The sequence below is a fragment of the Pseudonocardia cypriaca genome (genome assembly GCF_006717045.1).
Lineage (GTDB): Bacteria > Actinomycetota > Actinomycetes > Mycobacteriales > Pseudonocardiaceae > Pseudonocardia > Pseudonocardia cypriaca.
Genome location: NZ_VFPH01000002.1, coordinates 2,723,557 through 2,744,989 on the forward strand (window position 1 = coordinate 2,723,557; position 21,433 = coordinate 2,744,989).

Sequence of the window (21,433 nt, forward strand, 5' to 3'; positions counted from 1 at the left end):
GTGCCCGCTTCCTCCGAGTCGAATGTCGCACCCCGGCCCCGGGCTCACGCCGCGAAGGCACGCAGGAACGTGTCCACCGCCGCTCGCGCCACCGCCCACAGCTCGTCGTCCGCGACCCGCCTCGTCCCCAGCCTCGAACGGGCCTCGATCGGGCCGGTGAGCAGCGCGAGGAACTGCTCGGCCGCCTGGGTCGGGTCGAGCCTGCGCAGCCGGCCCGCCAGTGCGAGCCGGGCGAGCCGGTCGGCCAGTGCATCGGTGACCCGGTCCGCAGCTCGCCCGCGGACGATGTCGATCAGGTCGGGGAACCGGCCCAGCTCCGCGTTGAGCAGCCGCCGCAGGGCCACGGACCGCTCCTCGCAGTGGCACACGAGCATGTGGTGCGCGACGTTCTCGAGCGCGGCGCGCAGGTCGTCGCCGTCCCGCAGCTGGTCGACCACGGCGAGGTGCTCGGCCAACACTCGGTCCGCCTCGGCGGCGATCGCCTCGCGGAACAGCGTCTCCTTGTCACCGAAGTGGTTGTAGACGGTCGGCTTGGCCACGCCCGCCTCGGCCGCGATGACGTCGACGCCTGCTTGTCCGTACCCCTCGCGGGTGAACACCTCGGCCGCGGCCGCGAGGATCGCCGCTCGCTTGTCGATCCGGCCCCGGACGGTCACGGTTGCATCCTAGGGTCCGTTGTTCGTTACTGACTCGAACAGTAGATTGAACTCATGAGTTCAAAGCGATTCGTGGTCACCGGCGGCACCGACGGCATGGGACGCGCGGTCGCCCTCGACCGCCTCCGGCGTGGGGACGAGGTGGCGATCGTCGGGCGCAACGCGGACAAGGGGGCCGCCTTCCTCGACCTCGCGGCGCGGGACGGCGCGGCCGGGCGGGCCCACTTCGTGCACGCGGACCTCGGCCTGGTGGCCGGGACCAGGGCGGCCATCCGGGAGGTCCGATCCCTCTTCCCCGCCGTCGACGCCCTGGTGCTGTGCGCGCGGCACTACCGCTCGACCAGGGCCGTCACGGCAGAGGGCGTCGAGAGCAACTTCGCGCTGTTCTACCTGAGCCGCCACGTCATGAGCTACGAGATGACGGACCTGCTCGACGCCGCCGATTCGCCGATCATCGTCAACGTCGCCGGGCCGGGCGCCCGCACGCCCCGGGTGCGCTGGCACGACCTCGAGCTCGAGCACGGCTACGACGGAACGACGGCGATGATGCACGGCGGCCCGCTCAACGACCTGCTCGGTGTCGGGTACGCCGACGAGGCGCCGTCGCGCAAGGTCCGCTACGCCCTGCTCAACCCGGGCACCGTCAGCACCAGCTTCTCCGGCGAGTACGACGTCACGACCGCAGCGCAGATCGACGCCATCCGCGCGACCGCCACGCCGGTCGAGGAGGGCATCCGACCGATCCTCGCGTTGCTGGACCGGCCTCCTGCGGAGCCGGTGAGCGCCTGGGTGCGGCACGAGCCGCTGCCGCTGACCGGCCCGAACTTCGACGTCGCTGCCGCCCGCCGCCTGCGCACCGAGACGCGGCGCCTGTTGGCCGCACTGCCCCGAGGAGGCCGTCGTCCGTACGTGGTCTCGGGTGTGTCGGCCGAGCGGCTCCGCGAGGTGCTCGACTCCCCGATCTTCGCCACGGTCGCGACCATCCAGCCGGACGGCACACCGCAGCAGTCCGTCGTCTGGGTGGAGCGCGACGGTGACGACGTGCTCTTCATGGTGGGCATCGGCAGTCGCAAGGAACGCAACATCCGCCGCGACCCCCGGGTGAGCGTGCTGGTCTGCCCACCGGACGCGCCCTACGGCTACGCCGCCATCCGAGGCAGGGCGGTGTTCGAACCGGCGCTCTCCGAGCGGCTCCGCGACGACCTCACGAAGAAGTACGTGGGCGTGCCCTACGCCGAGCACGTCGCGCGGACCCCGGAGGCCGAGGCGGGCGACGTGATCGCGGTGCGGCTCGTCCCGGAGCGAACGGCGGGGAGGCTGTAGCGCGGCTACCGAGGCCCTCGCCCGGTCCTGGGGGCTCTGCGAGGACACCAGCCGGCGCGGATTCTCGCCGTAAGCTCCCGGGCGTGGCCGATCTCGCGAGTGCGTTGCGGCGCGTCACCTACGAGGTGTTGCCGCTCGGACGCACCGAGGAGGCCGTGGTCGCGCACGTGCCGCACGACGTGCCGCTGACGATCAGCACGAGCCACGCCAAGGGGCCGGAGCCGACCGTCGACCTCGCGGTCCGGCTCGCCGGGCACGGCTACTCCGTGACCCCGCACCTGGCCGCCCGGCAGATCCGGGACGGCACGCACCTGTCCGACCTGGTGGCGCGGCTGCACGACGCCGGTGTGGACAAGGCGTTCGTCATCGGGGGCGACTCCCCGGAGCCGGCCGGATCGTTCGGCGACGCCCTCTCGTTGCTGGAGGCGCTCGACGGCGTCGGCAACCCGTTCCAGAGCATCGGGATCGCCGGGTACCCGGAGGGCCACGCCCGGATCCCGGGCGCGCTGCTCGAGACGGCGCTCGAGCGGAAGGCGCCGTACGCCACCCACGCCATCACGCAGATCTGCTTCGACGCCGACGCCACCATCGGGTGGGCGAGGCACGTGAAGCAGCACGGGATCCGGCTCCCGATCCGGGTGGGGCTGCCGGGGGTGGTGAGCCGGCAGAAGCTCGTCCGGATCTCGGCAGGCCTCGGGCTCGGGCAGTCGGCGCGGTTCCTGCTGAAGCAGCAGAGCCTGTTCTGGCGGTTCTTCCTGCCCGGCGGCTACCACCCCGGTCGCCTGGCAGGACGCCTCGCGCCCCACCTCGAGCAACCCGACGCCCACCTGGAGGGATTCCACTTCTTCACCTTCAACGAGGTGGCGAGCACCGAGGCGTGGCGCCGCTCCCTGCTCGCCCGGATCTCCTGAGGAGGACACGTCGTCGCCTGCCCACGTCATCGACGCCGCGCGGCCGCGCACCGCCTGAAGGCGGAGCTGGCCGCCGAGGTCGGGCAGGCACGCGCCGCCGGCGTCGAGGTCGGCCTCGCGACGGTACTGGTGGGAGGGCAGACTTCGAGCTGTCGTTCGGCGACGTCACGGCAGGCACCGCCACGTCGGTGACCTGAGGGCCTCCCCACCCGGATCCTCAGCCGGACGCGGCCCGGTTAGCGTGCGGCGCGTGATGACCCGGGGGGCAATGGCCGTGCTTGTCGCGCTGACAGCACTGGCCACGGCGTGCGCGTCACCCATCGCGGGAACACCGCACCCGGCCTCGGCAGCCGCTGCCGGTGGCGGGCTCCCGCTGGACCCCGAGCAGACGCGGCTGGCCGAGCTGTCCGCGCAGGTTCGCTCGTGGGACATCTGCGCGATGCACGACACCGAGGCAGCGGCCCGGGCCACCGGTTACGTCCCCGACGAGCTGCTGCCCTACCGCGAGCCCGGTATCTGCCGCCTCGTGACGAAGGACCCGAACGGGGTGCAGGAGTGGGAGCTGCAGCTGGCCGTGGTCCGGGTGCTCCCCACGGAGGGCGGCGGGCAGCCGCTCGACGTCGGCGGGGTGCAGATGCCCCAGGTGGGCGAGAGCGGCGAGTCGAACTGCGCTTACAGCTACCCGATCGAGCCCGCTGGGCAGGGCGACGCCCCGTGGGGCATCGAGGTGGCCGTCTTCAGCATCGCCGGCAACAAGGCGCCTTGCGACGTCGCGGGTGAGTACGCCAAGGCGCTCGCGCCCCGGCTGGCGGACCCGCCGCTGCGCAGCGCGGGCGGCACGAAGCCTGCCCTGGGCATCACCGCGTCCGATCCGTGCGCCGTGGCGGCGGCGATGGTGCCGGCGATGGCAGGCGGACCGACAGGCCCTGGTGCCGTCGCGGTATCGGATCTCGAGCCGTACAAGTGCAGCATCACCGTCGACGTCGGCAGCGGTGCGGGCGTGCGCCGGGTGAGCGGGTCGGCCGAGTTCACGCTCGCGTCCGCCTCCGACGTCGGGAGCGTCACCATCGGCCGCTTCCCGGGCGCGCGCAACCAGCTCGGCATCAACTGCCAGGCGGAGTTCGCCCCGTTCGACACCCTGCTGGCCGGCAACCCCGGGATCCCGCCCAGCATCCCGGTGGTCGAGGTCGTCGGGGAGTGCGACCAGATCGACGCGATCGCCACGGCGGCGGCAGGCGCGATCGCACCTGCGCCCGGGGGCGCGCCGCGGGACAACGCGCTGGCGCTCGGCGACCTGGACCCGCCACCGACGGCCGAGAGCGCCGGATCGCCGTTCGACCCGTGCACCGTCGTCGACGGCTGGCAGGCCTACCCGACGGACGTGCAGCCCGACAGCCCGCGCCCCGCGGTGCCGATGGACGTGCGCCCGGACGACCCGTTCAAGGTCGGATGCAAGTTCAACGCAGGCGACATGTTCTCCTCACTGGTGTGGGGTCTGCCCACCGAGGACGGTTTCTCCGCCGACCCGGCCGCCCGCCGCGCGGGTGCGGTCGCCAAGCAGTACGCCGGCAAGCCGGGCGTGGAGGAGGTCAGCACGAACAAGGCCAACGGCGAGCCGACCTGCTACAGCGCCGTCCAGATCTCCCAGGGGATCGCGGCCATGGTGACGACCCTGCCCGGCGACCCGTGCCGGGTGAACCGCGCGGTGCTCGAGCAGGTCGCGCAGAAGGTGCCATGAGGGCACGGATCTGCGATGTGGTGCACTGAACGAGTGAAGATCCGTCTCGCCGCGGTAGTGGTCGCGCTGGCGGCACTCGCCGGCTGCTCCACCCCGCCCGGCCCGGCACCCGCGTCACCCGCACCCAAGCTCCCCGAGGACGCGATCGCATACGACGACCTGCTCTCCACCGACCGCGAGTTCCCCTTCGACAACACGTGCGACAAGGTGAGCGCCGGCACGCTCGACGAAGTGGGCGCCACGGGCATGGACACCATGCAGGGCATCGCCGGCCCGGGGGGATGCGCTGTCGAGTTCGGCGGCGCAGAGCTCGACCAGCTGTGGATCGAGGCGAAGGGCCCGCCGAACCCGTCCGAGCCGCGGTACTTCCCGCTCGCATGGGACGGCACTGTCACCAGCAACAGCTACCACCGGAGGCTCCTGCTCGACGGGCGCTACTACGCGGTGGAGACGATCGACTTCTACGGTGGTCAGCCCGGCTGCTACCTCACCGTCGACACGGGCTCGCCGAACTCCGTCCAGTTCCGCGGGATCCTGCCCGAGCAGTTCGCGGCGGGCTACGGCGAGCTGAACCACGCCGCCACGAACTACGTGATCGACCACGTGGGGGTCAACCGGTTCATGGAGGAGAACTGCCCGGCCGTCGAGAAGGCGGCCGTCGTGCTCCTCGGCGACATCGACCCGGGCGGCGGGTCGCTCGCCACGAGGTAGCGCCGAGCGGCTCTACGCGACAGCCGGATCCACGCTAGGCGAGGTCGCGCCTGGCCACTCGGTAGCCGGCGAGCCCGAGCAGGCCGGCCCAAAGCACCAACGACACGATCACGGGCCCTGGCCCCTCCACCGGAGCGACCGTGGCCAGCGCCGCCGTGGCGCTCGACGGATCCACCCAGGCGAAGACCTCGGGGGCGAGGCCGCTGATCGTGAGCATCACCGGCACCGTCGCGAAGTAGATCGCGAGCGCGCCGGCCGCATTGGGCACCAGCATCGCGACGGTGAGCGCGACGAGGATCGTCAGCAGCGAACCGAGCACGCACACCCCGACGACCCATCCGATGCGGTAGCCCAGCAAGTACGTGGCGCCCACGTCGGTCACCGCTGCCGGTGCGACGAGCAGCGTCGTACCCAGCTGCAGACCGGCGGCCAGTACCCACAGCATCAGCACGACCGTCGCCTGCGCGAGGAAGTACCGCGCCCGCGACGGCTGGACGAGCAGGGTGGGCTGGGCGCTGCGGTGTTGCCACTCACCGGCGATGAGCTTGATCAACACCGCGTGCAGCAGCACGTGCCCGATCCGGACCGTGTAGAACGTCGGCGAGATCTGGCCCTCCGCCGACGCGTACGTCGACGCGTAGTCGGTGCCCTTGTGGATCAGCACGGTGATGCCCACCAGGACGACCGGGGCGAGCGCGAGCAGGATCCGGTCCGACAGCGTGCCGGTGAGCTTGCGCAGCTCCACCACCACGAGGGTCCGGAACGGGATGCGTCGCGACGCTGCGGCGAACGGCCCCCCGCTCGGCGAGCCGGGCGGGGCCGGAGGAGGCGCGACCTGGGGAACCGGCTGTGCAGGCGTCGCCTGCGCCTGCGGCCCACCCCAGCCCTGCGCCACAGTCCCCGCACCTCCGGTGGGCACCTGCTTCGCCATCGCCGACGGGGCCTGCGCCTGGGGTGCACCCAACGGCGGGGTGGCCGTCTCCGCATCCGCGGCGAGCCCGTGCTGCGCCGTCGCCGACGCCCCGTGCGCCTGGGGTCCACCCCATCCCGGGGCGGCCGGCCCCGCACCTGCCGAGGGGAGCTGCTGCGCCACCGGCGCGGCGACACCAGGAGCCTCGGCCAGCGGACCGGGGCCACCAGGCCACTGCCCCGCCTGAGGCTGCCCCTGCTGCACCGGAGCCTGCTGGCCCCAACCGTGCTGACCGGGGCCGTGCTGGACCGCGCCCAGCTGCACCGCACCCAACTGCGCCGCGCCCAACTGCACCGGGCCGGACGGCACCGCTCCTGCCTGCGCAACGCCCGCCTGCACCGGACCGGGCTGCCCAGGACGGGGCTGCCCAGGACCGGACGGCGTCGCACCAGGCTGCTGCGGCGGGCCGGGAGGCGCCGCGCCTGCAGGCACTGCCCAGCTCTGGCCCTGCCCTGTGGTCATCGCCCGCCTCCCGACAGCCTGAAGAACAACTCTTCGAGGTTCTGCTGGTGATCGCTGATGCCGTGCACCCGCACGCCGGCCGCGTGCACGACGTCGGAGACCCGGTCGCTCGTCGCGTCGGCCAGGATCTGGCCGTCCGGGCCGGGCTGGATGAGCACGCCGGCTTGCATGAGCGCGTTCGCGATCGCCTGCATGTCCGGCCCACGCACCAGGGACCGGTGGGACGCGAGCAGTTCGCGGATGGGCCCGTCGGCGACGATGCGCCCGTTGCCGATCATGACGATGCGATCGGCCGTCTGGTCCACCTCGGACAGCACGTGGCTCGACAGCAACACGGTGCCGCCGCGCGCGGCGTGGCCGCGCAGCAGCTCGCGCACCGCCCGGATGCCGACGGGGTCCAGGCCGTTGATCGGCTCGTCGAGCATGAGCAGCGGGGGGTCGGCCAGCAGGGCGTGCGCGAGTCCGAGCCGCTGGCGCATGCCCAGGCTGTACTTGCCGATCTTCTTGCGGGTCGCGTCGCCCAGCCCGAGCTGGACCATCAGCTCATCGGCCCGCCGGGCCGGGACGCCGATGAGGGAAGCCGCGTTCCGCAGGTGGGAGCCACCGGAGCGGCCCGGGTGCACGGCCGAGGCGTCGAGCAGCACGCCCGCGACGTGAGCGGGGTTGGGCCAGTCGCGGAACGGCTTGCCCGCGACCCAGCTGCCGCCCCCGGTGGGCGGCGTCAACCCGGTGATCATCCGGAGCGTCGTGGACTTGCCCGCGCCGTTCGGGCCGAGGAACGCGGTCACCGTGCCGGGCTGCAGGTCGAAGGAGACGTCCTGGACAGCAGGCCGACCTCCGTAGATCTTGGTCAGCCCCCGGACACTCAGCACGATCGGATGGTAGCGATCAGCCTTTCGGGTCCGACGACCGCGGGACCTGCAGGAACTCCAGGCCCAGCTCAGCGGGTGGAGTCAGCCGAGCGGGTCCGGCACGACCGCCTCGCCGGCGGCGGCGCCGAGCAGGCCGGTGCGGTCGTCGAGAAGGGGCTCGCCGTGCCCGAAGCACACCGTCGCGAGCCCCGGCTCGGCCAGCCGCCGGAACGACTCCTCGGCCCGGTCCCGGTCGGTGTTGAACGGCCCGAGGAACACGGCACCCTCGCGCTCGGCGGCCGTGTCACCGGTGAACAGGATCCCGCGCTCGTCGTGCCGGAGGGCGATGCTGCCCGGGGTGTCCGCGGAGCCGGGCGGGCGGGTGTCGACGAGCGTCACGTCACGCCCGTCCCGCAAGGCGTACGCCTGGCCGACGGGGAAGCGCAGCATGCGCAGGTCAGGGGCGTGGTCCACGATCTCCACCCCGCCATCGTGTCCAGCGGCACCCGGGTCCGGCACGCCTGTTCACCGCCGGCGGACGGCTGGTCCCGCCTAGCGGCGCGTGAGCGCGACCAGGTAGCGGCAGGTCCGGTCGGTCGGGTTGCCGTAGGCGCGGTCCGCGGGTGGGCCGAGCTGGAGGCAGTCGCCGACGTGGAGCTCGTGGACCGTCTCGCCCTCCTGCAGCCGCAGATGGCCGTCGAGCACCCAGACCTGCTGGTGGACGTCCGGGTAGGCGTCGGCGGCGAATGCGACCCTCGCCCCGGCGGGCAGCTCGATCTCCACCAGCTCGAGCGGGCGGCCGCTGGCCGGTGACACCGTCCGGCGCCGGTAGCCGCTGGCCGGGTCGGTCCAGGTCGGCTGGTCGGCGGCGCGCACGAGCCGGCCGGCGCCGTCCTCCGCACGCGCCACGAGCTCCGAGAGCGTCATCCCCAGTGCGAGCGCGAGCCGGGCGAGCAGCACGGCCGTGGGTTGGGCCTCGCCGCGCTCGATCTTCGCGATCATGGCCCGGGACACGCCTGCCCGCTCCGCGAGCGCGCTGACCGAGAGGCCGCGTGTCTTCCGGGCCGCCTGCAGCGCGGCGGCGAGGGACGAGGTCAAGGTGTCGGGCACGACTGTCACTATAGTGGCGGTTCTGCTTATCATCGTCGCCATGAAGGTCCGCGCAGCCACCGAGGGGGATGCCGCGGCCTGCGCCGCGATCTACGCCCCCTACGTCACCGACACGGCGATCACGTTCGAGATCGAGCCACCGACCGCCGACCAGCTGGCCGCGCGGATCGCGGCGGCGGAGCGCACGCACGCCTGGCTCGTGCTGGAGAACCTGGAGGACAGCCGGGTCGTCGGCTACGCGTACGCGGGCCCGTACAAGGAGCGGCCCGCGTACCGGTGGTCGTGCGAGGTCAGCATCTACCTGGAGACCGGCCTGCGGCGCACGGGTGGCGGGCGGGCGCTCTACGAGGCGCTGTTCGCGCGGCTCGTGGAGCGGGGGTACCGCACCGCCGTGGCCGGCATGACGCTGCCGAACGAGGCGAGCGCCGGCCTCCATCGGGCGTTGGGCTTCGAACCGGTCGGCACCTACCGGCGCGTCGGCTGGAAGCACGGCCGGTGGCACGACGTCGCGTGGATGCAGCGGACGCTCGCCGAAGGCGGCGACCCGCCCGTCGAACCGCGTTAGTGGCCCAGCTGGGACGTGGTCCGCTCGACGATCACGCTGGTGGCGTAGCGAGCCGTGCCCGGCGGCTCCACGTCCTCCCAGCTGCCGGTGTACTTCTCGGCGATCGCGCGCTCCAGCTCCAGGCCCGGGTCGGGCACGAGCTCGCTCACCGTGCCGCGCAGCTCCAGGTAGAAGGTGGGGCGGGCCGGGTCGGCGATCGCGACGGCGATCCGCGGGTCGCGGCGCAGGTTGCGCAGCTTCTGGCGGCCCTCGACGAGGCTGATCCGCACGCGCTCCCCGTCCCAGAGGAACCACAGCGGGGTGATCTGCGGGGCGCCGCTCTTGCCGATCGTCGAGACGAACGCCACCGCGCGCGAACGCAGGAGGTCGTGGAAGACCTCGGGGACCTCGGTCACCCTCAGGCCCGCACCCGGACGATCACCTCGGTGTCGGTGACCCGCTCGACCCCGACCGTGAAGCCGCCGGCCTGGGTCTCGCCGCCCACCGGCACGGTGATCTGCTGACCCGCCACCTCCAGCTGCGCCGTGCCGTCCTGGACTCCGACCAGGCGGGCGTCGACCCCGAGCACCGAGACCACGGCGTCGCCGCTGCGCGGGAAGGTGACGGTGCACCCGTCCAGCCCGCAGTCGACGTTCGAGCTTCCACCACCGCAGCCGGCGACGAGTACCAGCGCGGCGAGGACGGACATCACGGACAGAACGGCACGACGGATCACGATTCGGAGCCTACGGGGATCGTGGCACCGGCGGAGCGACGGGCGGCGAGGTCGTCGAGGATCGTCGCCGTGGCCGTCGCCCCGAAGCGGGTGGCTCCGAGCGCGGCGAGCTCGAGCAGCCTGTCGAGCGTGCGGACCCCACCTGCGGCCTTGACCCCGATGTGCGGCGACACGGTCCGCCGCATCAGCGCGATGTCGTCGGCGGTCGCGCCACCGGCGGCGAAACCGGTGCTCGTCTTGACGTAGTGGGCGCCTGCTGCCTCGACGAGCCGGCAGCCGAGCACCTTCGAGTCGGTGTCGAGCAGCGCGTTCTCCAGGATCACCTTCACGGTGCACCCATCGGCCGCCGCGACGACGGCCGCGATGTCGTCCTGCACGTAGCCGGCATCGCCGTCGCGCAGCCGGCCGATGTGCAGCACCATGTCGATCTCGACGGCGCCGTCGGCCACCGACTCCCGCGTCTCGGCCACCTTCGCCGCGGTCGTCGAGGTGCCGTGCGGGAACCCGACCACGGTGCCCACCAGCACCTCCGTCCCGGCGAGAGCGCCGACCGCGAGGCGCACGTCCGACGGGCGCACGCACACCGACGCCGTGTCGTAGGCGGCGGCGAGCGCGCAGCCCGTGCGCACCTCGTCGGCCGTGAGCTCGGGTCGCAGCAACGAGTGGTCGATCATCTTCGCGACCGCTCCGGGTTCGCTCACGGGCTTCTCCAGTTCACTCACGGGCGGGCCTCCACGTCGAAGGTCAGTTGCAGGGCGTACCGGGATCCGACGTAGCGGCTCACCGTGCGTTCCAGGGGTTCGGCGCGCTGATCGACGATGAGCCGGGTCTCCACGAGCAGCGGCTCGTTCGCCGGCACCTCGAGCGGGCCCGCGTGCGGACCGGCGGCTTCCGCCGTGAGCCTCGACGAGCCGAGGGTGGGGCTCAGGCCGCGCTCCCTCAGAGCGCGGTGCAGCGACTCGCTCCGCAGGTCGAGCTCGAGCAGGTGGGCGAGATGCGGCGGGAAGCAGGCGTGCTCGAGAGCCAGCGGCACCGGACCGGCGAGCCGGACGCGCACGATCGCGACGACCTGCTCCCGCGACGCGAGGCGCAGGGCCGCCCGCTCGTCGGCGGTGGCCGGCCGCAGTCCGGCCTCGACCACGCGGGACGACGGCACCTGTCCCCAGCTGCGAACCTGGTCGTGGAAGCTCATCAAGGTGCCGGCCGGGCGCGGCTCGGGCCGGGGCCGGGCGAAGGTGCCGCGTCCCGGCACGCGCTCCACGAGGCCGTCCGCGGCGAGCCGGTCCAGCGCCGCCCGCACCGTCATCCGGGCCACGCCGAACTCGGCGGCCAGCGCAGGCTCCGACGGCAACGGGTCCCCGGCCGCGGCGGCGGCGAGGCGGGTGCGCAGCGCCTGCTCGATGCGCGCGTAGAGCGGCGACACAGGCACCTCCTTGCTGTCTAGACAGCCTAGACAGTCACACGGGCGTCGCCGGGTGTCAAGCAGCGAGCACAACACCCCCGCACCTGCACGAACCCGGGCCCGAGCCCATCGGATCGCACGCGCAGGTGCACGTGCAGAAGCGGGTTGCAACTTCCCCTTGCGCATGCAAGCGGAGAGCGACAGACTGGACGCACTGGGTGGCACGCCCCTTGGGCGCCCGCCCGCTGGGGTGGACCTGTAGCGGAGTGGGGACCGTGAGCAGACCGCATGAGCAGTGGGAGTCGTCCGAACACGGCGGCACCACGATCTCGGTCACCTGTGTCATCGACGGCCGCTGCCACTCGGTCCCCGACGAGGAGCTCGCGATCGGCATCGCCTATCGCGGCGGCCAGTACTCCGCCGTCTGCGGCCACGTCGTCACCCCTGCGCCGATGGTCTCCCCCGACGGCGACCTCTGCCCCGCGTGCGCCGAGCGCGACGCGAGCCACCGCCGCAGGCGCGGCCTGCGCTTCCGCCGCTGAGCGGCGGCTTCACCCCCCATTAGGGGGTCCACCGGTTGTGCGGACTTCGTGTGAACCAGGTGTGACGCGGGTTCGGATGGGCATCCGAACTCCAGCGACATCCACCGACCTGGGAGTACCGATGTTCGACAACCTCGTCGCTGCACTCGGCGACGCGATGCGCACGGTCGCGGTCTTCGTGCCGCAGCTGCTGCTGTTCCTCGTCATCCTGCTCATCGGATGGCTGATCGCGAAGGCGCTGCGCAAGGTGACCGACACGGTCCTCGAGCGCCTGCACTTCGACCGTGCCGTCGAGCGCGGCGGAATCGGACGGGCGCTCGCGCGGTCCAAGTACGACGCCAGCGACCTGATCGCGATGGTCGTCTACTACGCGGTGCTGCTGCTCACGCTGCAGCTCGCGTTCGGCGTGTGGGGACCGAACCCGATCAGTGCGCTGCTGACGGGGATCGTCGCGTTCCTGCCGCGGATCGCCGTGGCGATCATCATCGTCGTGGTGGCCTCGGCCATCGCCGCCGCCGTCAAGGACCTCGTCATGAGCGTCACCGGCGGGCTCTCCTACGGCAACGTGGTCGCGAACATCGCCTCGGTGTTCATCATCGCCCTCGGTGTGATCGCCGCCCTGAGCCAGATCGGCGTCGCGGTCGCCGTCACGCTGCCGGTGCTCATCACCGTCCTGGCCACGGTCGGCGGCATCCTGATCGTCGGCGTCGGCGGTGGGCTCATCCGGCCGATGCAGCAGCGCTGGGAGCGCTGGCTCGACCGCGCCGAGCAGGAGGCGCCCATGGCCCGGGCCCACGCCCAGGCCTACGAGCGCGGCCGCGAGGACGCCGCGCGGCCGATGATGCCCGCCGAGTCCACGGACCCGGTCGGCACCCGGATGGACCCGGCGACCGACCAGGGCGCCGAGATCCGCAAGTCGTAAGCGCTCCCCCCGGAGCACCCGGCGGGGCCGGAGGCCACAGCGCCGGCCCCGCCGCGGCCCTCTCTCAGTTCAGGAAAGCCACGTTCAAGGCCGTGCAGGCCCTGAACGTGGCTTTCCTGACTTTCGGGGCCGGATCAGAGCAGCAACCGGTCCGGCGTGATCGGAAGGTCCCGCACGCGCACGCCCGTCGCGTGGTGCACGGCATTCGCCACCGCCGCCGCGACGCCGGTGATGCTCACCTCCCCCACCCCGAGCAGGCCGAGCGGGGTGGTCGGGTCCGGCTCGTCGAGGTAGGAGACGTCGATCGCGGGGACGTCCGCCTGCACCGGCACGTGGTAGTCGGCGAGGCTCGCGTTCACGATCCGCCCGCTGGCGGGGTCGACGAGCGTCTCCTCCGACAGCGCGGCCCCGATACCCATGACGATCCCGCCGCGCAGCTGGCTGCTCGCCGTCTTCGGGTTGATCACACGCCCGACGTCGAACACCGCGACCCAGCGCGTCACGCGCACCTCGCCGGTGTCCTCGTCGACCGCCACCTCGCAGAAGTGGGCGCCGGTGGCCGCGCGCACCTGGCGCCGCTGGTCGTTGACCATGCCGGCGAGGAAGCGCACCTGACCGGCGACGCGGCCGACCGAGGTCCGCGCCCCGACCCGGCCCTCCAACGAGGGACGGCCTGCCCTGGCGAGGATCTCCGCGTAGGTCTCGCCCGACCCGTCCGCCGCGAACAGCCCGCCGTCGCGGGCCGCGAGCTCGTCGATCCGGCGCCCCCGCAGGGGCGACCCCGGCGAGCGGCGGGCGAGCGCGAGCGCCGACCGCCTCAGGTCCTCGCAGGCGCGCAGCACGCTCGCCGCGACCGTGGCGGTCTGCCCCGAGCCGCCCGCCATCGGCCCGACCGGGAGCGCCGAGTCGCCGTGCTCGACCGTGACCGCCTCGACCGGCACGCCGAGCGCGTCCGCCGTGATCTGCGACTGCACGGTGGCCGCCCCCACGCCGATCTCGTGGAAGGCGCAGCGCACCAGGACGGTGCCGTCCATCCCCAGCCGCACGGTGACATCGGCGGTGAGCTGGATCGGCATGTGGAACGCGGTGGCGACGCCCCAGCCGAGCAGCCGCCGCCCGTCGCGCATCGAACGCGGGTGCGGCGGCCGGTCGGCCCAGCCGAACCGCTGTGCGCCGCGGGCGTAGGCGGCCCGCAGGTTGCGGTGGGTGAACGGCTTGCCGCCCAGCGGGTCGCGCTCCGGCTCGTTGCGCATGCGCAGCTCGACGGGATCCATGCCGAGCTCGTGCGCGAGCGCGTCCATCCCGGACTCGAGCCCGAAGGTGCCGACGGCCTCGCCAGGCGCCCGCATGGCCGTGTTCGGCAGCACGTCGAGCGTCGCGGTGCTGTGGCGGACGAGGATGGTGCGGGCCGCGTAGAGGTGGCGGGACTGCGAGCCCACCGCCTCCGGCATGCCACCGACGCGCCCGACCTGCGAGATCCCGGTGTGCACGAGCGCGGTCAGCGTGCCGTCGCGTTCCGCGCCGAGCGCGACGCGCTGCACCGTGGGCGAGCGCCCCCCGACGGTGCGGAACACCGCCTCGCGCGTGAGCGCCAGCCGGACCGGCCGTTCGGCCACGCGGGCGGCCAGCGCGCACAGGAGGGTGCCGGCCCAGATGAACCCCTTCCCACCGAACCCGCCGCCCACGTTCGGGGCGATGACGCGGACGCCGTCGACCGGCACCCCGAACCGGAGGGCGAGGTGCCTCCGCACGAAGTCCATCGCCTGGGTGCTCTCGTGGACGGTGAGCCGGTCGCCGTCCCACACGGCGGTCGTGGCGTGCGGCTCGATGGCGTTGTGGTTGTGGGGCGGGGTGGTGAAGCGCAGGTCGACCGCGACCGGAGCAGCGGCCAGCGCCTGCTCGGCGTCACCCTTGCGGCCCGCACCGGACAGCATCGAGGGCCCCCGCGCGGGCTCCGCAGAGCCCTCCGCGCCGTGGAAGTCGGTGACGGCCGGCTCGGCGGCGTAGCTCACCCGCACGAGCCGGGCGGCCTCCACCGATGCCTCCGGGGTCTCCGCGACGACAACCGCGACCGGCTCGCCGTTCCAGTGCACCTCGTCGCCGCCCAGGTAGTTGACCTTGGTCCCGGCCGCGATCGTGCTGAGGTCGAGCGGGTTGATCCGGGCGGCCGGGGGCTTGAGCGGGGGCGCGTTCCGGTGGGTGATCACGGCGAGGACGCCGTCCACGGCCTCGGCCGCAGCGGTGTCGATCGCGGTGATCCGCCCCCGGGCGATGGTGGCGTGCACGAGCGTGGCGTGGGCGAGGTCCGGGTAGGGCCGGTCGGCCGTGTACTCCGAGGCGCCGGTGGTCTTGACCGCGCCGTCGACGCGGTCGATCGGCCGCCCGACGGCGGGCCCGGTGGCCGTCGCGGGGCGGGTCGGCGCCTGGGTCGGTGCCTGGGTCACGCCGCACCTCCGTGGGTGGCCAGCTGCCGCAGCGTCGCGACGACGGTCCGCTGCACCATCTCGATCTTGAACGCGTTCTGCGGTCGCGCGACCGCAGGCGCCAGCTCGGCGGCGGCCGCCCGGCGGAAGGTCTCCTCGGTGGCCGGAGCGCCCAGCAGCAGGCGCTCGGCCTCGCGGGCCCGCCACGGCGTCGTGGCGACCCCGCCGAGCGCCAACCGCACGTCGACGACGTCGCCGTCGCGGACCTCGAGCGCCGCCGCCACCGACACCAGCGCGAACGCGAACGAGGCGCGGTCGCGCACCTTGCGGTACCGCGAGTTGCGAGCGACCGGCGACGCGGGCAGCTCCACCGCGGTGATCAGCTCGTCGGGCGCGAGCACGGTCTCGACGTGCGGGGTGTCGCCGGGCGGGCGGTGCAGCTCCGCGAGCGGGATGCGCCGCGTGCCCCGCACGCTCTGCACCTCGACCACCGCGTCGAGCGCGACCAGCGCGACGGCCATGTCGGACGGGTTCGCCGCGATGCAGTGCTCGCTGGTGCCGAGGACGGCGCTGCCGCGGTGGAGGCCGTCGAGCGCGGCGCACCCGGAGCCGGGCTCGCGCTTGTTGCAGTCCGCCGCGTGGTCGCGGAAGTAGGGGCAGCGGGTGCGCTGCAGGAGGTTGCCGCCGACCGTCGCCATGTTGCGCAGCTGCCCCGAGGCGCCTGCGAGCAGCGCCTGGGCGAGCACCGGGTACCGCGAGCGCACGAGCCGGTCGGCGGCGAGGTGGCTGTTGCGCACCACAGCGCCGATCCGCAGGCCGCCACCCGGCAGCTCGTCCACCCCGGCCAGGGGCAGCGCGGTGACGTCGACGAGCGTCTCGGGCCGCTCGACGTCCTCGCGCATGAGGTCCACGAGGTTGGTGCCGCCGCCCAGCGGGCGCGCCCCGGCCGCGACGGCGTCCAGCGCGGTGATGAGGTCGGGGGCGCCGACGTACCCGAACGGCCTCATCGGGCGACCTCCTGGATGGCCCCGACGATCCCCTCGTACGCCCCGCAGCGGCAGAGGTTGCCGCTCATCCGTTCCTTGATCTCCGCCTCGGTCAGCGGGATCTCGTCGGCGTCCAGGTGCTGGGTGACCGCGCTGGGCATCCCGGCGCGGTGCTCGCCGAGCATCCCCAGGGCCGAGCAGATCTGGCCCGAGGTGCAGAAGCCGCACTGGAATCCGTCCTCCCGCACGAACGCCCGCTGCAGTGGGTGCAGGTCATCGGGCCGCCCGACCCCCTCGATGGTGGTGACGTCGCGCCCGGCGTACTGCACGGCCAGCGCCAGGCAGGCGGCGATCCGCTCGCCGTCGACGAGCACCGTGCAGGCACCACAGGCGCCCTGGTTGCAGCCCTTCTTGGTGCCGGTCAGCCCCAGGTGCTCGCGCAGGGCGTCGAGCAGGCTGACCCGGGGATCGAGCTCCAGGAGCTCGGTGGTTCCGTTGACGCGCAGCTTCACGGGGGTCACGCGGCCACCATAAGGCAACACCGTTGCCCTAACAAGACAACGGTGTTGCCCTATCCGCGGGTTAGGGTCCTCCCGATGAGTACGAAGGCCGGCTTCCTACGCGCCAGGCGTCCCGAGCAGAAGCAGCAGCGCTACGCCGCGATCCTCGACGCCGCGCGCGAGCTCGCCCTGCGCGACGGGGTGGGCGCGGTGAGCCTCGCCGACATCGCGGGCGAGGTCGGCATGCACAAGTCGGCGCTGCTCAAGTACTTCGAGACGCGCGAGGAGATCTTCCTGCGGCTCGCCGAGACGGAGTTCGGGGAGTGGGCCGCCGGAGCGCTCGCCGCGCTGTCGACGGCGGGGCCGGAGCCGCGGCAAGTGGCCGAGGTGCTGGCGAACTCGGTGGCCGCCCGGCCGCTGCTCTGCCAGCTCCTGCTGTACACGCCGCTCACGCTGGAGCGGAACGTCTCCCTGGACGTCGTCCGCGGGTTCAAGCTGGCGATTAAGGCGTCGACGCAGGGGGTGCTCCCCGCGCTGCAGCGGGCGCTCCCGGCTCTCGACACCGAAGCGTGCTTCGACCTGTTGATGATGACCGCGCTCGTGGCGGCCGGGCTGTGGCAGGCGGCGCACCCGTCGCCGCACGTTATGGCCGTGCACGCCGAGGACCCAGACGCGGCGCCCTACCCCGACTTCAGGGCCTCGTTGATCCGGTTCGTGCGGACCTACCTCGCCGGGCTGATGGCGAGGTGATCCGACCCGCGCGCCCCTCGCAGTGGAAGTGGCTTCCTCGCGGCAGAGCCGCTATGCCTCGAACAGCGGGGCCGGGGTGCGGTGCCAGCGGTCGTCGCGGCTCAGGGCGCAGACGGCGAGCACGCGGAGTGTGAGCCAGTCCGCGCGGTGCCAGCCGTCCCCCACCGCGGCGCGCAGCCGGGCGGGGTCGGTGCCTGCCTGGTCGAGCAGGCCCTTCGCGTAGCCGGCGAGGAGCACGGCACCCGCGGCGACGGCGGCGCCCTCCACGCCGAGCAGGAGGATGTCGCGCACACCCGCGGCGTGCTGGTCCACCGCGGCCAGCAGCGCGGGCACGGCGGCCGCAGCAGCGAGCCCCGCATCACCCAACTGGTCCATGACGCCGGACAGCCAGCGCTGTGCGTGGTGATCGGCGACGTGGTCGAAGAAGCCTGCCACGGCCGAGGAGGATAGCTCCCCCGATCGGGCGCCGGTTCGATCAGTGACCGAACACGCAGTGAACGGCTAGAGCCAGATACCCGGTCCGCCGAACGGGCCACGCGCCTCGCGGCCGGCGTCGTGTTCGCTCGGCTCCACGGCGTCGGCCGTGCGCAGCAGCCACCAGACCGAGCCGAACGCGGCCACCACGACCACGGCGAACACGGACCCGGTCAGCGCCACGAGGCCCAGCACTATCGAGATCATCGCCCATTCCGGCACCGTCGTCTCGCCGGGGCGGGCGCACGGATCCTCCCCGGCGTCGTGCCGGCGCACGGCTTCGGCGAGCTGCTGGTCGTCGTCAGCGGTCCACTCCATGCCGCTCACCTCCCTCGTCGGGGGTACCCGCAACGGCCTACCAGCCATGCGGCGGCTTCGCATCCGGCAACCGGGCGAGTTACCCGTAAGTGTGAACGAAAAACGCCTGCTCGGGGCAGAAAACGCTAGGCCATGGCTCCGCGGGCGTCGAGGTGCCCGGCGAGGGACGCCGCGGCCGCCTGCAGCATCGGCACGATCCGTTCGACGGCCGCCCACGTCACCCGCGTGTCCGGGCCGGACACCGAGAGCGCGGTCGACGCCGGGCCGCCCGGCACCGACACGGCCACGCAGCGCACGCCCAGCTCCTGCTCGGCGTCGTCGACCGCGTAGCCCTGCACGCGGATGCGCTCCAGCTCGCGCTCCAGCCGGTCCGGGTCGGTGATCGTGTGCGGGGTCTGGGCCGGCATCCCGGCGCGGGTGACCATCGCCCGGACCTCCGCGGGCGGCAGCTGCGCGAGCAGCACCTTTCCCACCCCGGTGCAGTGCACCGGGACCCGCCTGCCCACCTCGGTGAACATGCGCATCGAGTGCCGCGACGGGACCTGCGCCACGTAGACGACCGCGTCCCCGTCGAGCATCGCGAGGTTGGCCGTCTCGCCCGCCTGGTCGACGAGCTCGGTGAGCTGCGGGCGCGCCCACTCGCCGAGCATCCGCGACGCGGCGTCGCCCAGCCCGATCAGGCGCGGGCCGAGGGCGTACCGGCGGGACGGGAGCTGGCGGACGTACCCGGAGGCCACCAGCGTGCGGACGATGCGGTGGATGGTCGGGAGCGGCAGGCCCGAACGGGTGGCCAGCTCCGACAGCGCGACGGCCCCTCCGGCCTCGGCCATGTGTTCGAGCAGGGCGAACGCGCGGTCGAGGGACTGCACGCCGCCGCTGCGGTCCGGCTGGCTCGCTGCGCCCACCGTGCTCCTCCTGCGAGATCCTGGCCCACCAGGTTAAGCGGTGCCCGCTCACGCGCCGGTCCAGGTGGCCCGCTCCTTACGGGCGAAGGCGGCCACCGCCGACGCGAAGTCCGCGCTGCCGTACACGCGGGCGACGATGTCGTCGCCGTCCGGCAGCCCCGCCCGGCGCAGCCGCGCGACCGCCTGCTTGGTGCCCCACATCGACAGCGGCGCGTGCGACGCGAGCGCCGCGACGGTCTCGGCGAGCGCGGCGTCGAGTGCGGCCGCGTCGTCGACGAGCTGGGTGACGAACCCGGCCGCGTGCGCCTCCGCCGCGTCGAGGAGGCGGGCGCGCAGGAGCATGTCGAGGGTCCGTGCCCGGCCCAGGTGCGCCACCAGCAGCGCGATCGTGTCCATCGACAGGCAGTTGCCCAGTGTCCGGGCGATCGGTACCCCGAAGCGCGACGCGGCCGTGGCGATGCGCAGGTCGCACGCCGCGGCGAGGGCGAGCCCGCCGCCCACGCAGTACCCGTCCACCGCGGCGACGGTGGGTACCGCGGTGTCCTCCAGCCTGCGCAGGACCCGGGTCATCCGCTCCTCGTACGCCACGCCGGCCGCGCCGTCGAAGCCGGCGAACTGCGAGATGTCGGTGCCGGAGACGAACGCCTTCCCGCCCGCGCCGCGCAGCACCAGCACCCGGATGTCCGGGTCGGCGTCGGCCTTCTCGCAGGCGTCGTGCACGCCCTCGTACATCGGGAACGTCAGTGCGTTGTGCGCTCGGGGGCGGTTGAACGTCACCCGCAGGACGGGGCCGTCCTGCTCGACGAGGAGATCGGTCATGCCTACAGCCAACCCGGAACCACCAGAACCAGCCACGTGACGAGCGGAGCGATCAACACCATCGAGAAGCCCCACATCATCAACCGGCGGTAGACGTAGTCGCGCTCGTTCTCGGGCGTGTTCGCAACGGTGAGCGCTCCGGACGTCGAGTACGGGCTGGAGTCCACGACCGACGAGGAGATCGCCAGCGCGGTGATCACCCCGATCGCGCCGAGCTCCCCGCCGAGCAGCAGCGGCACCGCCAGCGGGATCAGTGCGGCGAGGATCCCGGTGGTGGAGGCGAACGCGGAGACGACGCTGCCGATGTAGCAGATCAGCAGCGCGGCGACGAGCGGGACACCGATCGCCGCGACCGACTCCCCGAGCCAGTCGATCGTGCCGTTCTCCTGCATCAGGTTGACGAAGGTGACGATCCCGCAGACCAGCAGCACGGTCGGCCACGCCACTTGCGCGACGGCACCCTTGTATGAGTTCGGGGCAACCAGGGAGAGCAGCACGGCCGCGGTGACGGCGAGCAGGCCGACGTCGAGCTGGAAGGCCAGCGCCCCGACGGCCACGCCCAGGAGCGCGACGAGCGTGAGCGAGCGGTTCAGGTCGAGCGTGGTGACCGGCCTGGGCTCCCCGTCGCCGAAGGTGGCACCGGTGGCGCCGCTCATGGTGGCCTTCGCGGCGCCAGGGCCCTCCTTGCGCTCGGCCACCTCCGCCACGGCCGGCTCCTCGACGACCCTGCCCAGGAGCTCCCGCCCGCCGAAGATGAAGAACATGACGATGTTGAGCAGCAGGTTGAAGACCAGGCTGCCGAAGAAGAGGAACGCCGGGCTGCCCGGGAGCTGACTCTCGGCCACGACGTTGTTGGTGATCACGCCGAAGACGCTGATCGGCGAGAACCCGCCCGCCGTCGCCCCGTTGATGATCGACAGGCCCATCAGGACCGGGTTGATCTTGTGGCGCACCGCGAAGCTCAGCCCCACCGGCGCGATGATGGCGACCGCGGCCGGCACGACCGAACCGGCCGCGGTGAGCACGGCGGTGACCGCGAACATGATCCAGGGGATGAACGCGATCCGCCCCAGTACCAGCTGCACGGCGCGATGGACGAGCCAGTCGACCGTGCCGTTGGCGCGGGCGATCGCGAACAGGAACGTGACGCCGACCAGCGTCACGAACAGGCTCCCCGGGAAACCTTCGAAGATGGCGTCCGCGACGTCGTCGGGGGAGCCTTCCAGCACCGCCGAGCCGATTACGAACGCCGCGACCAGCGCGATGGCGCCCAGGTTGATCGGGAGGAGGGTGGCGATCACGAACGCGACCACCAGGGCGAGGATCGAGACCACGTGGATGGACATGCGCACTTCCTCACGGCCGCGTTGACGGAGGTTG

Annotated in this window: 25 protein-coding genes; 8 read left to right on the forward strand and 17 right to left on the reverse strand. The window is 73.1% G+C overall.

What is annotated here, in order from left to right; all coding sequences use genetic code 11:
* Nucleotides 1–44: 44 nt before the first annotated feature.
* Complete coding sequence (locus tag FB388_RS30670; RefSeq protein ID WP_142105655.1) at nucleotides 45–656, reverse strand: TetR/AcrR family transcriptional regulator; 612 nt, start codon at nucleotides 654–656, stop codon at nucleotides 45–47.
* Nucleotides 657–710: 54 nt separating this feature from the next.
* Between FB388_RS30670 and FB388_RS30675 the strand changes: the two genes are divergently transcribed.
* The 4 genes from FB388_RS30675 (at nucleotide 711) to FB388_RS30690 (ending at nucleotide 5,339) form a co-directional block, all read left to right on the forward strand.
* A complete protein-coding gene (locus FB388_RS30675; protein ID WP_142105657.1) occupies nucleotides 711–1,979 on the forward strand; it encodes a TIGR03618 family F420-dependent PPOX class oxidoreductase in 1,269 nt (422 codons plus the stop codon).
* Nucleotides 1,980–2,062: 83 nt separating this feature from the next.
* A complete protein-coding gene (locus tag FB388_RS30680) occupies nucleotides 2,063–2,890 on the forward strand; it encodes a methylenetetrahydrofolate reductase (protein ID WP_246122532.1) in 828 nt (275 codons plus the stop codon).
* 253 nt (nucleotides 2,891–3,143) lie between these two features.
* Nucleotides 3,144–4,628 carry a hypothetical protein gene (locus FB388_RS30685; protein ID WP_142105659.1) on the forward strand — a complete coding sequence of 495 codons (1,485 nt, stop codon included), beginning with the start codon at nucleotides 3,144–3,146 and terminating at the stop codon, nucleotides 4,626–4,628.
* Between the two features lie 33 nt (nucleotides 4,629–4,661).
* The gene (locus tag FB388_RS30690) at nucleotides 4,662–5,339 is read left to right on the forward strand and encodes a hypothetical protein (RefSeq protein ID WP_142105661.1); all 678 of its coding nucleotides are present in this window, start codon (nucleotides 4,662–4,664) and stop codon (nucleotides 5,337–5,339) included.
* Nucleotides 5,340–5,373: 34 nt separating this feature from the next.
* On the opposite strand, the gene FB388_RS30695 is transcribed toward FB388_RS30690, so the two are convergent.
* The 4 genes from FB388_RS30695 to FB388_RS30710 all read right to left on the reverse strand — a co-directional run bounded on the left by FB388_RS30695 (nucleotide 5,374) and on the right by FB388_RS30710 (nucleotide 8,765).
* Nucleotides 5,374–6,771 (reverse strand): hypothetical protein, encoded by a 1,398-nt coding sequence (locus FB388_RS30695; RefSeq protein ID WP_142105663.1) that lies wholly within the window; start codon nucleotides 6,769–6,771, stop codon nucleotides 5,374–5,376.
* Nucleotides 6,768–7,643, reverse strand: a complete 876-nt coding sequence (locus FB388_RS30700) for an ABC transporter ATP-binding protein (RefSeq protein WP_142105666.1) — start codon at nucleotides 7,641–7,643, stop codon at nucleotides 6,768–6,770. Before FB388_RS30700 ends, FB388_RS30695 begins: the two co-directional genes overlap by 4 nt.
* 81 nt (nucleotides 7,644–7,724) lie before the next feature.
* The gene (locus FB388_RS30705; protein ID WP_211362278.1) at nucleotides 7,725–8,105 is read right to left on the reverse strand and encodes an MBL fold metallo-hydrolase; all 381 of its coding nucleotides are present in this window, start codon (nucleotides 8,103–8,105) and stop codon (nucleotides 7,725–7,727) included.
* Between the two features lie 69 nt (nucleotides 8,106–8,174).
* The gene (locus FB388_RS30710; protein ID WP_425468594.1) at nucleotides 8,175–8,765 is read right to left on the reverse strand and encodes a helix-turn-helix domain-containing protein; all 591 of its coding nucleotides are present in this window, start codon (nucleotides 8,763–8,765) and stop codon (nucleotides 8,175–8,177) included.
* Between the two features lie 7 nt (nucleotides 8,766–8,772).
* Here FB388_RS30710 and FB388_RS30715 point away from each other — a divergent pair, with 7 nt between their 5' ends.
* Nucleotides 8,773–9,297 carry a GNAT family N-acetyltransferase gene (locus FB388_RS30715; RefSeq protein WP_211362279.1) on the forward strand — a complete coding sequence of 175 codons (525 nt, stop codon included), beginning with the start codon at nucleotides 8,773–8,775 and terminating at the stop codon, nucleotides 9,295–9,297.
* Here the strand turns inward: FB388_RS30715 and FB388_RS39690 are convergent.
* From FB388_RS39690 to FB388_RS30735, 4 genes are read right to left on the reverse strand one after another with little or no spacing between them, the layout of a single operon-like run.
* Nucleotides 9,294–9,692: a PPOX class F420-dependent oxidoreductase gene (locus FB388_RS39690; RefSeq protein WP_170225894.1), complete on the reverse strand. Its 399-nt coding sequence runs from the start codon at nucleotides 9,690–9,692 to the stop codon at nucleotides 9,294–9,296. The two genes, FB388_RS30715 and FB388_RS39690, sit on opposite strands and share 4 nt — an antisense overlap.
* A 2-nt stretch (nucleotides 9,693–9,694) precedes the next feature.
* Complete coding sequence (locus FB388_RS30725; protein ID WP_211362280.1) at nucleotides 9,695–10,012, reverse strand: hypothetical protein; 318 nt, start codon at nucleotides 10,010–10,012, stop codon at nucleotides 9,695–9,697.
* Entirely contained in the window at nucleotides 10,009–10,713 is a 705-nt protein-coding gene (deoC, locus tag FB388_RS30730) for a deoxyribose-phosphate aldolase (protein WP_246122533.1), read from the reverse strand. The genes FB388_RS30725 and deoC overlap by 4 nt, the downstream gene beginning before the upstream one ends.
* A gap of 17 nt (nucleotides 10,714–10,730) precedes the next feature.
* Complete coding sequence (locus FB388_RS30735) at nucleotides 10,731–11,435, reverse strand: GntR family transcriptional regulator (protein WP_211362281.1); 705 nt, start codon at nucleotides 11,433–11,435, stop codon at nucleotides 10,731–10,733.
* 254 nt (nucleotides 11,436–11,689) lie between these two features.
* On the opposite strand from FB388_RS30735, the gene FB388_RS30740 reads away from it, so the two are divergent.
* Together FB388_RS30740 and FB388_RS30745 are read left to right on the forward strand one after the other, a co-directional pair.
* Nucleotides 11,690–11,956 carry a hypothetical protein gene (locus tag FB388_RS30740; protein ID WP_170225895.1) on the forward strand — a complete coding sequence of 89 codons (267 nt, stop codon included), beginning with the start codon at nucleotides 11,690–11,692 and terminating at the stop codon, nucleotides 11,954–11,956.
* Nucleotides 11,957–12,077: 121 nt separating this feature from the next.
* On the forward strand, nucleotides 12,078–12,878 hold the full coding sequence (locus tag FB388_RS30745) for a mechanosensitive ion channel family protein (RefSeq protein ID WP_142105675.1): 801 nt from the start codon (nucleotides 12,078–12,080) through the stop codon (nucleotides 12,876–12,878).
* Nucleotides 12,879–13,012: 134 nt separating this feature from the next.
* Here FB388_RS30745 and FB388_RS30750 read toward each other — a convergent pair whose 3' ends face one another.
* From FB388_RS30750 to FB388_RS30760, 3 genes are read right to left on the reverse strand one after another with little or no spacing between them, the layout of a single operon-like run.
* Nucleotides 13,013–15,322, reverse strand: a complete 2,310-nt coding sequence (locus FB388_RS30750) for a xanthine dehydrogenase family protein molybdopterin-binding subunit (protein WP_142105677.1) — start codon at nucleotides 15,320–15,322, stop codon at nucleotides 13,013–13,015.
* The gene (locus FB388_RS30755) at nucleotides 15,319–16,308 is read right to left on the reverse strand and encodes an FAD binding domain-containing protein (RefSeq protein WP_142105679.1); all 990 of its coding nucleotides are present in this window, start codon (nucleotides 16,306–16,308) and stop codon (nucleotides 15,319–15,321) included. Before FB388_RS30755 ends, FB388_RS30750 begins: the two co-directional genes overlap by 4 nt.
* Nucleotides 16,305–16,808, reverse strand: coding sequence for a 2Fe-2S iron-sulfur cluster-binding protein (locus FB388_RS30760; RefSeq protein ID WP_142105680.1), 504 nt, complete (start codon nucleotides 16,806–16,808; stop codon nucleotides 16,305–16,307). Before FB388_RS30760 ends, FB388_RS30755 begins: the two co-directional genes overlap by 4 nt.
* Nucleotides 16,809–16,883: 75 nt before the next feature.
* On the opposite strand from FB388_RS30760, the gene FB388_RS30765 reads away from it, so the two are divergent.
* Nucleotides 16,884–17,537, forward strand: coding sequence for a TetR/AcrR family transcriptional regulator (locus FB388_RS30765; protein WP_142105681.1), 654 nt, complete (start codon nucleotides 16,884–16,886; stop codon nucleotides 17,535–17,537).
* Nucleotides 17,538–17,588: 51 nt separating this feature from the next.
* Here the strand turns inward: FB388_RS30765 and FB388_RS30770 are convergent, their stop codons facing one another.
* The 5 genes from FB388_RS30770 to FB388_RS30790 all read right to left on the reverse strand — a co-directional run bounded on the left by FB388_RS30770 (nucleotide 17,589) and on the right by FB388_RS30790 (nucleotide 21,399).
* On the reverse strand, nucleotides 17,589–17,972 hold the full coding sequence (locus tag FB388_RS30770; protein WP_246122534.1) for a DUF6401 family natural product biosynthesis protein: 384 nt from the start codon (nucleotides 17,970–17,972) through the stop codon (nucleotides 17,589–17,591).
* Between the two features lie 66 nt (nucleotides 17,973–18,038).
* A complete protein-coding gene (locus tag FB388_RS30775) occupies nucleotides 18,039–18,329 on the reverse strand; it encodes a hypothetical protein (RefSeq protein WP_142105682.1) in 291 nt (96 codons plus the stop codon).
* 125 nt (nucleotides 18,330–18,454) lie between these two features.
* Nucleotides 18,455–19,159: an IclR family transcriptional regulator gene (locus FB388_RS30780; protein ID WP_211362376.1), complete on the reverse strand. Its 705-nt coding sequence runs from the start codon at nucleotides 19,157–19,159 to the stop codon at nucleotides 18,455–18,457.
* Between the two features lie 123 nt (nucleotides 19,160–19,282).
* Entirely contained in the window at nucleotides 19,283–20,053 is a 771-nt protein-coding gene (locus FB388_RS30785; protein WP_142105684.1) for an enoyl-CoA hydratase, read from the reverse strand.
* Nucleotides 20,054–20,055: 2 nt separating this feature from the next.
* Nucleotides 20,056–21,399, reverse strand: a complete 1,344-nt coding sequence (locus FB388_RS30790; protein WP_142105685.1) for an SLC13 family permease — start codon at nucleotides 21,397–21,399, stop codon at nucleotides 20,056–20,058.
* Nucleotides 21,400–21,433: the final 34 nt, after the last annotated feature.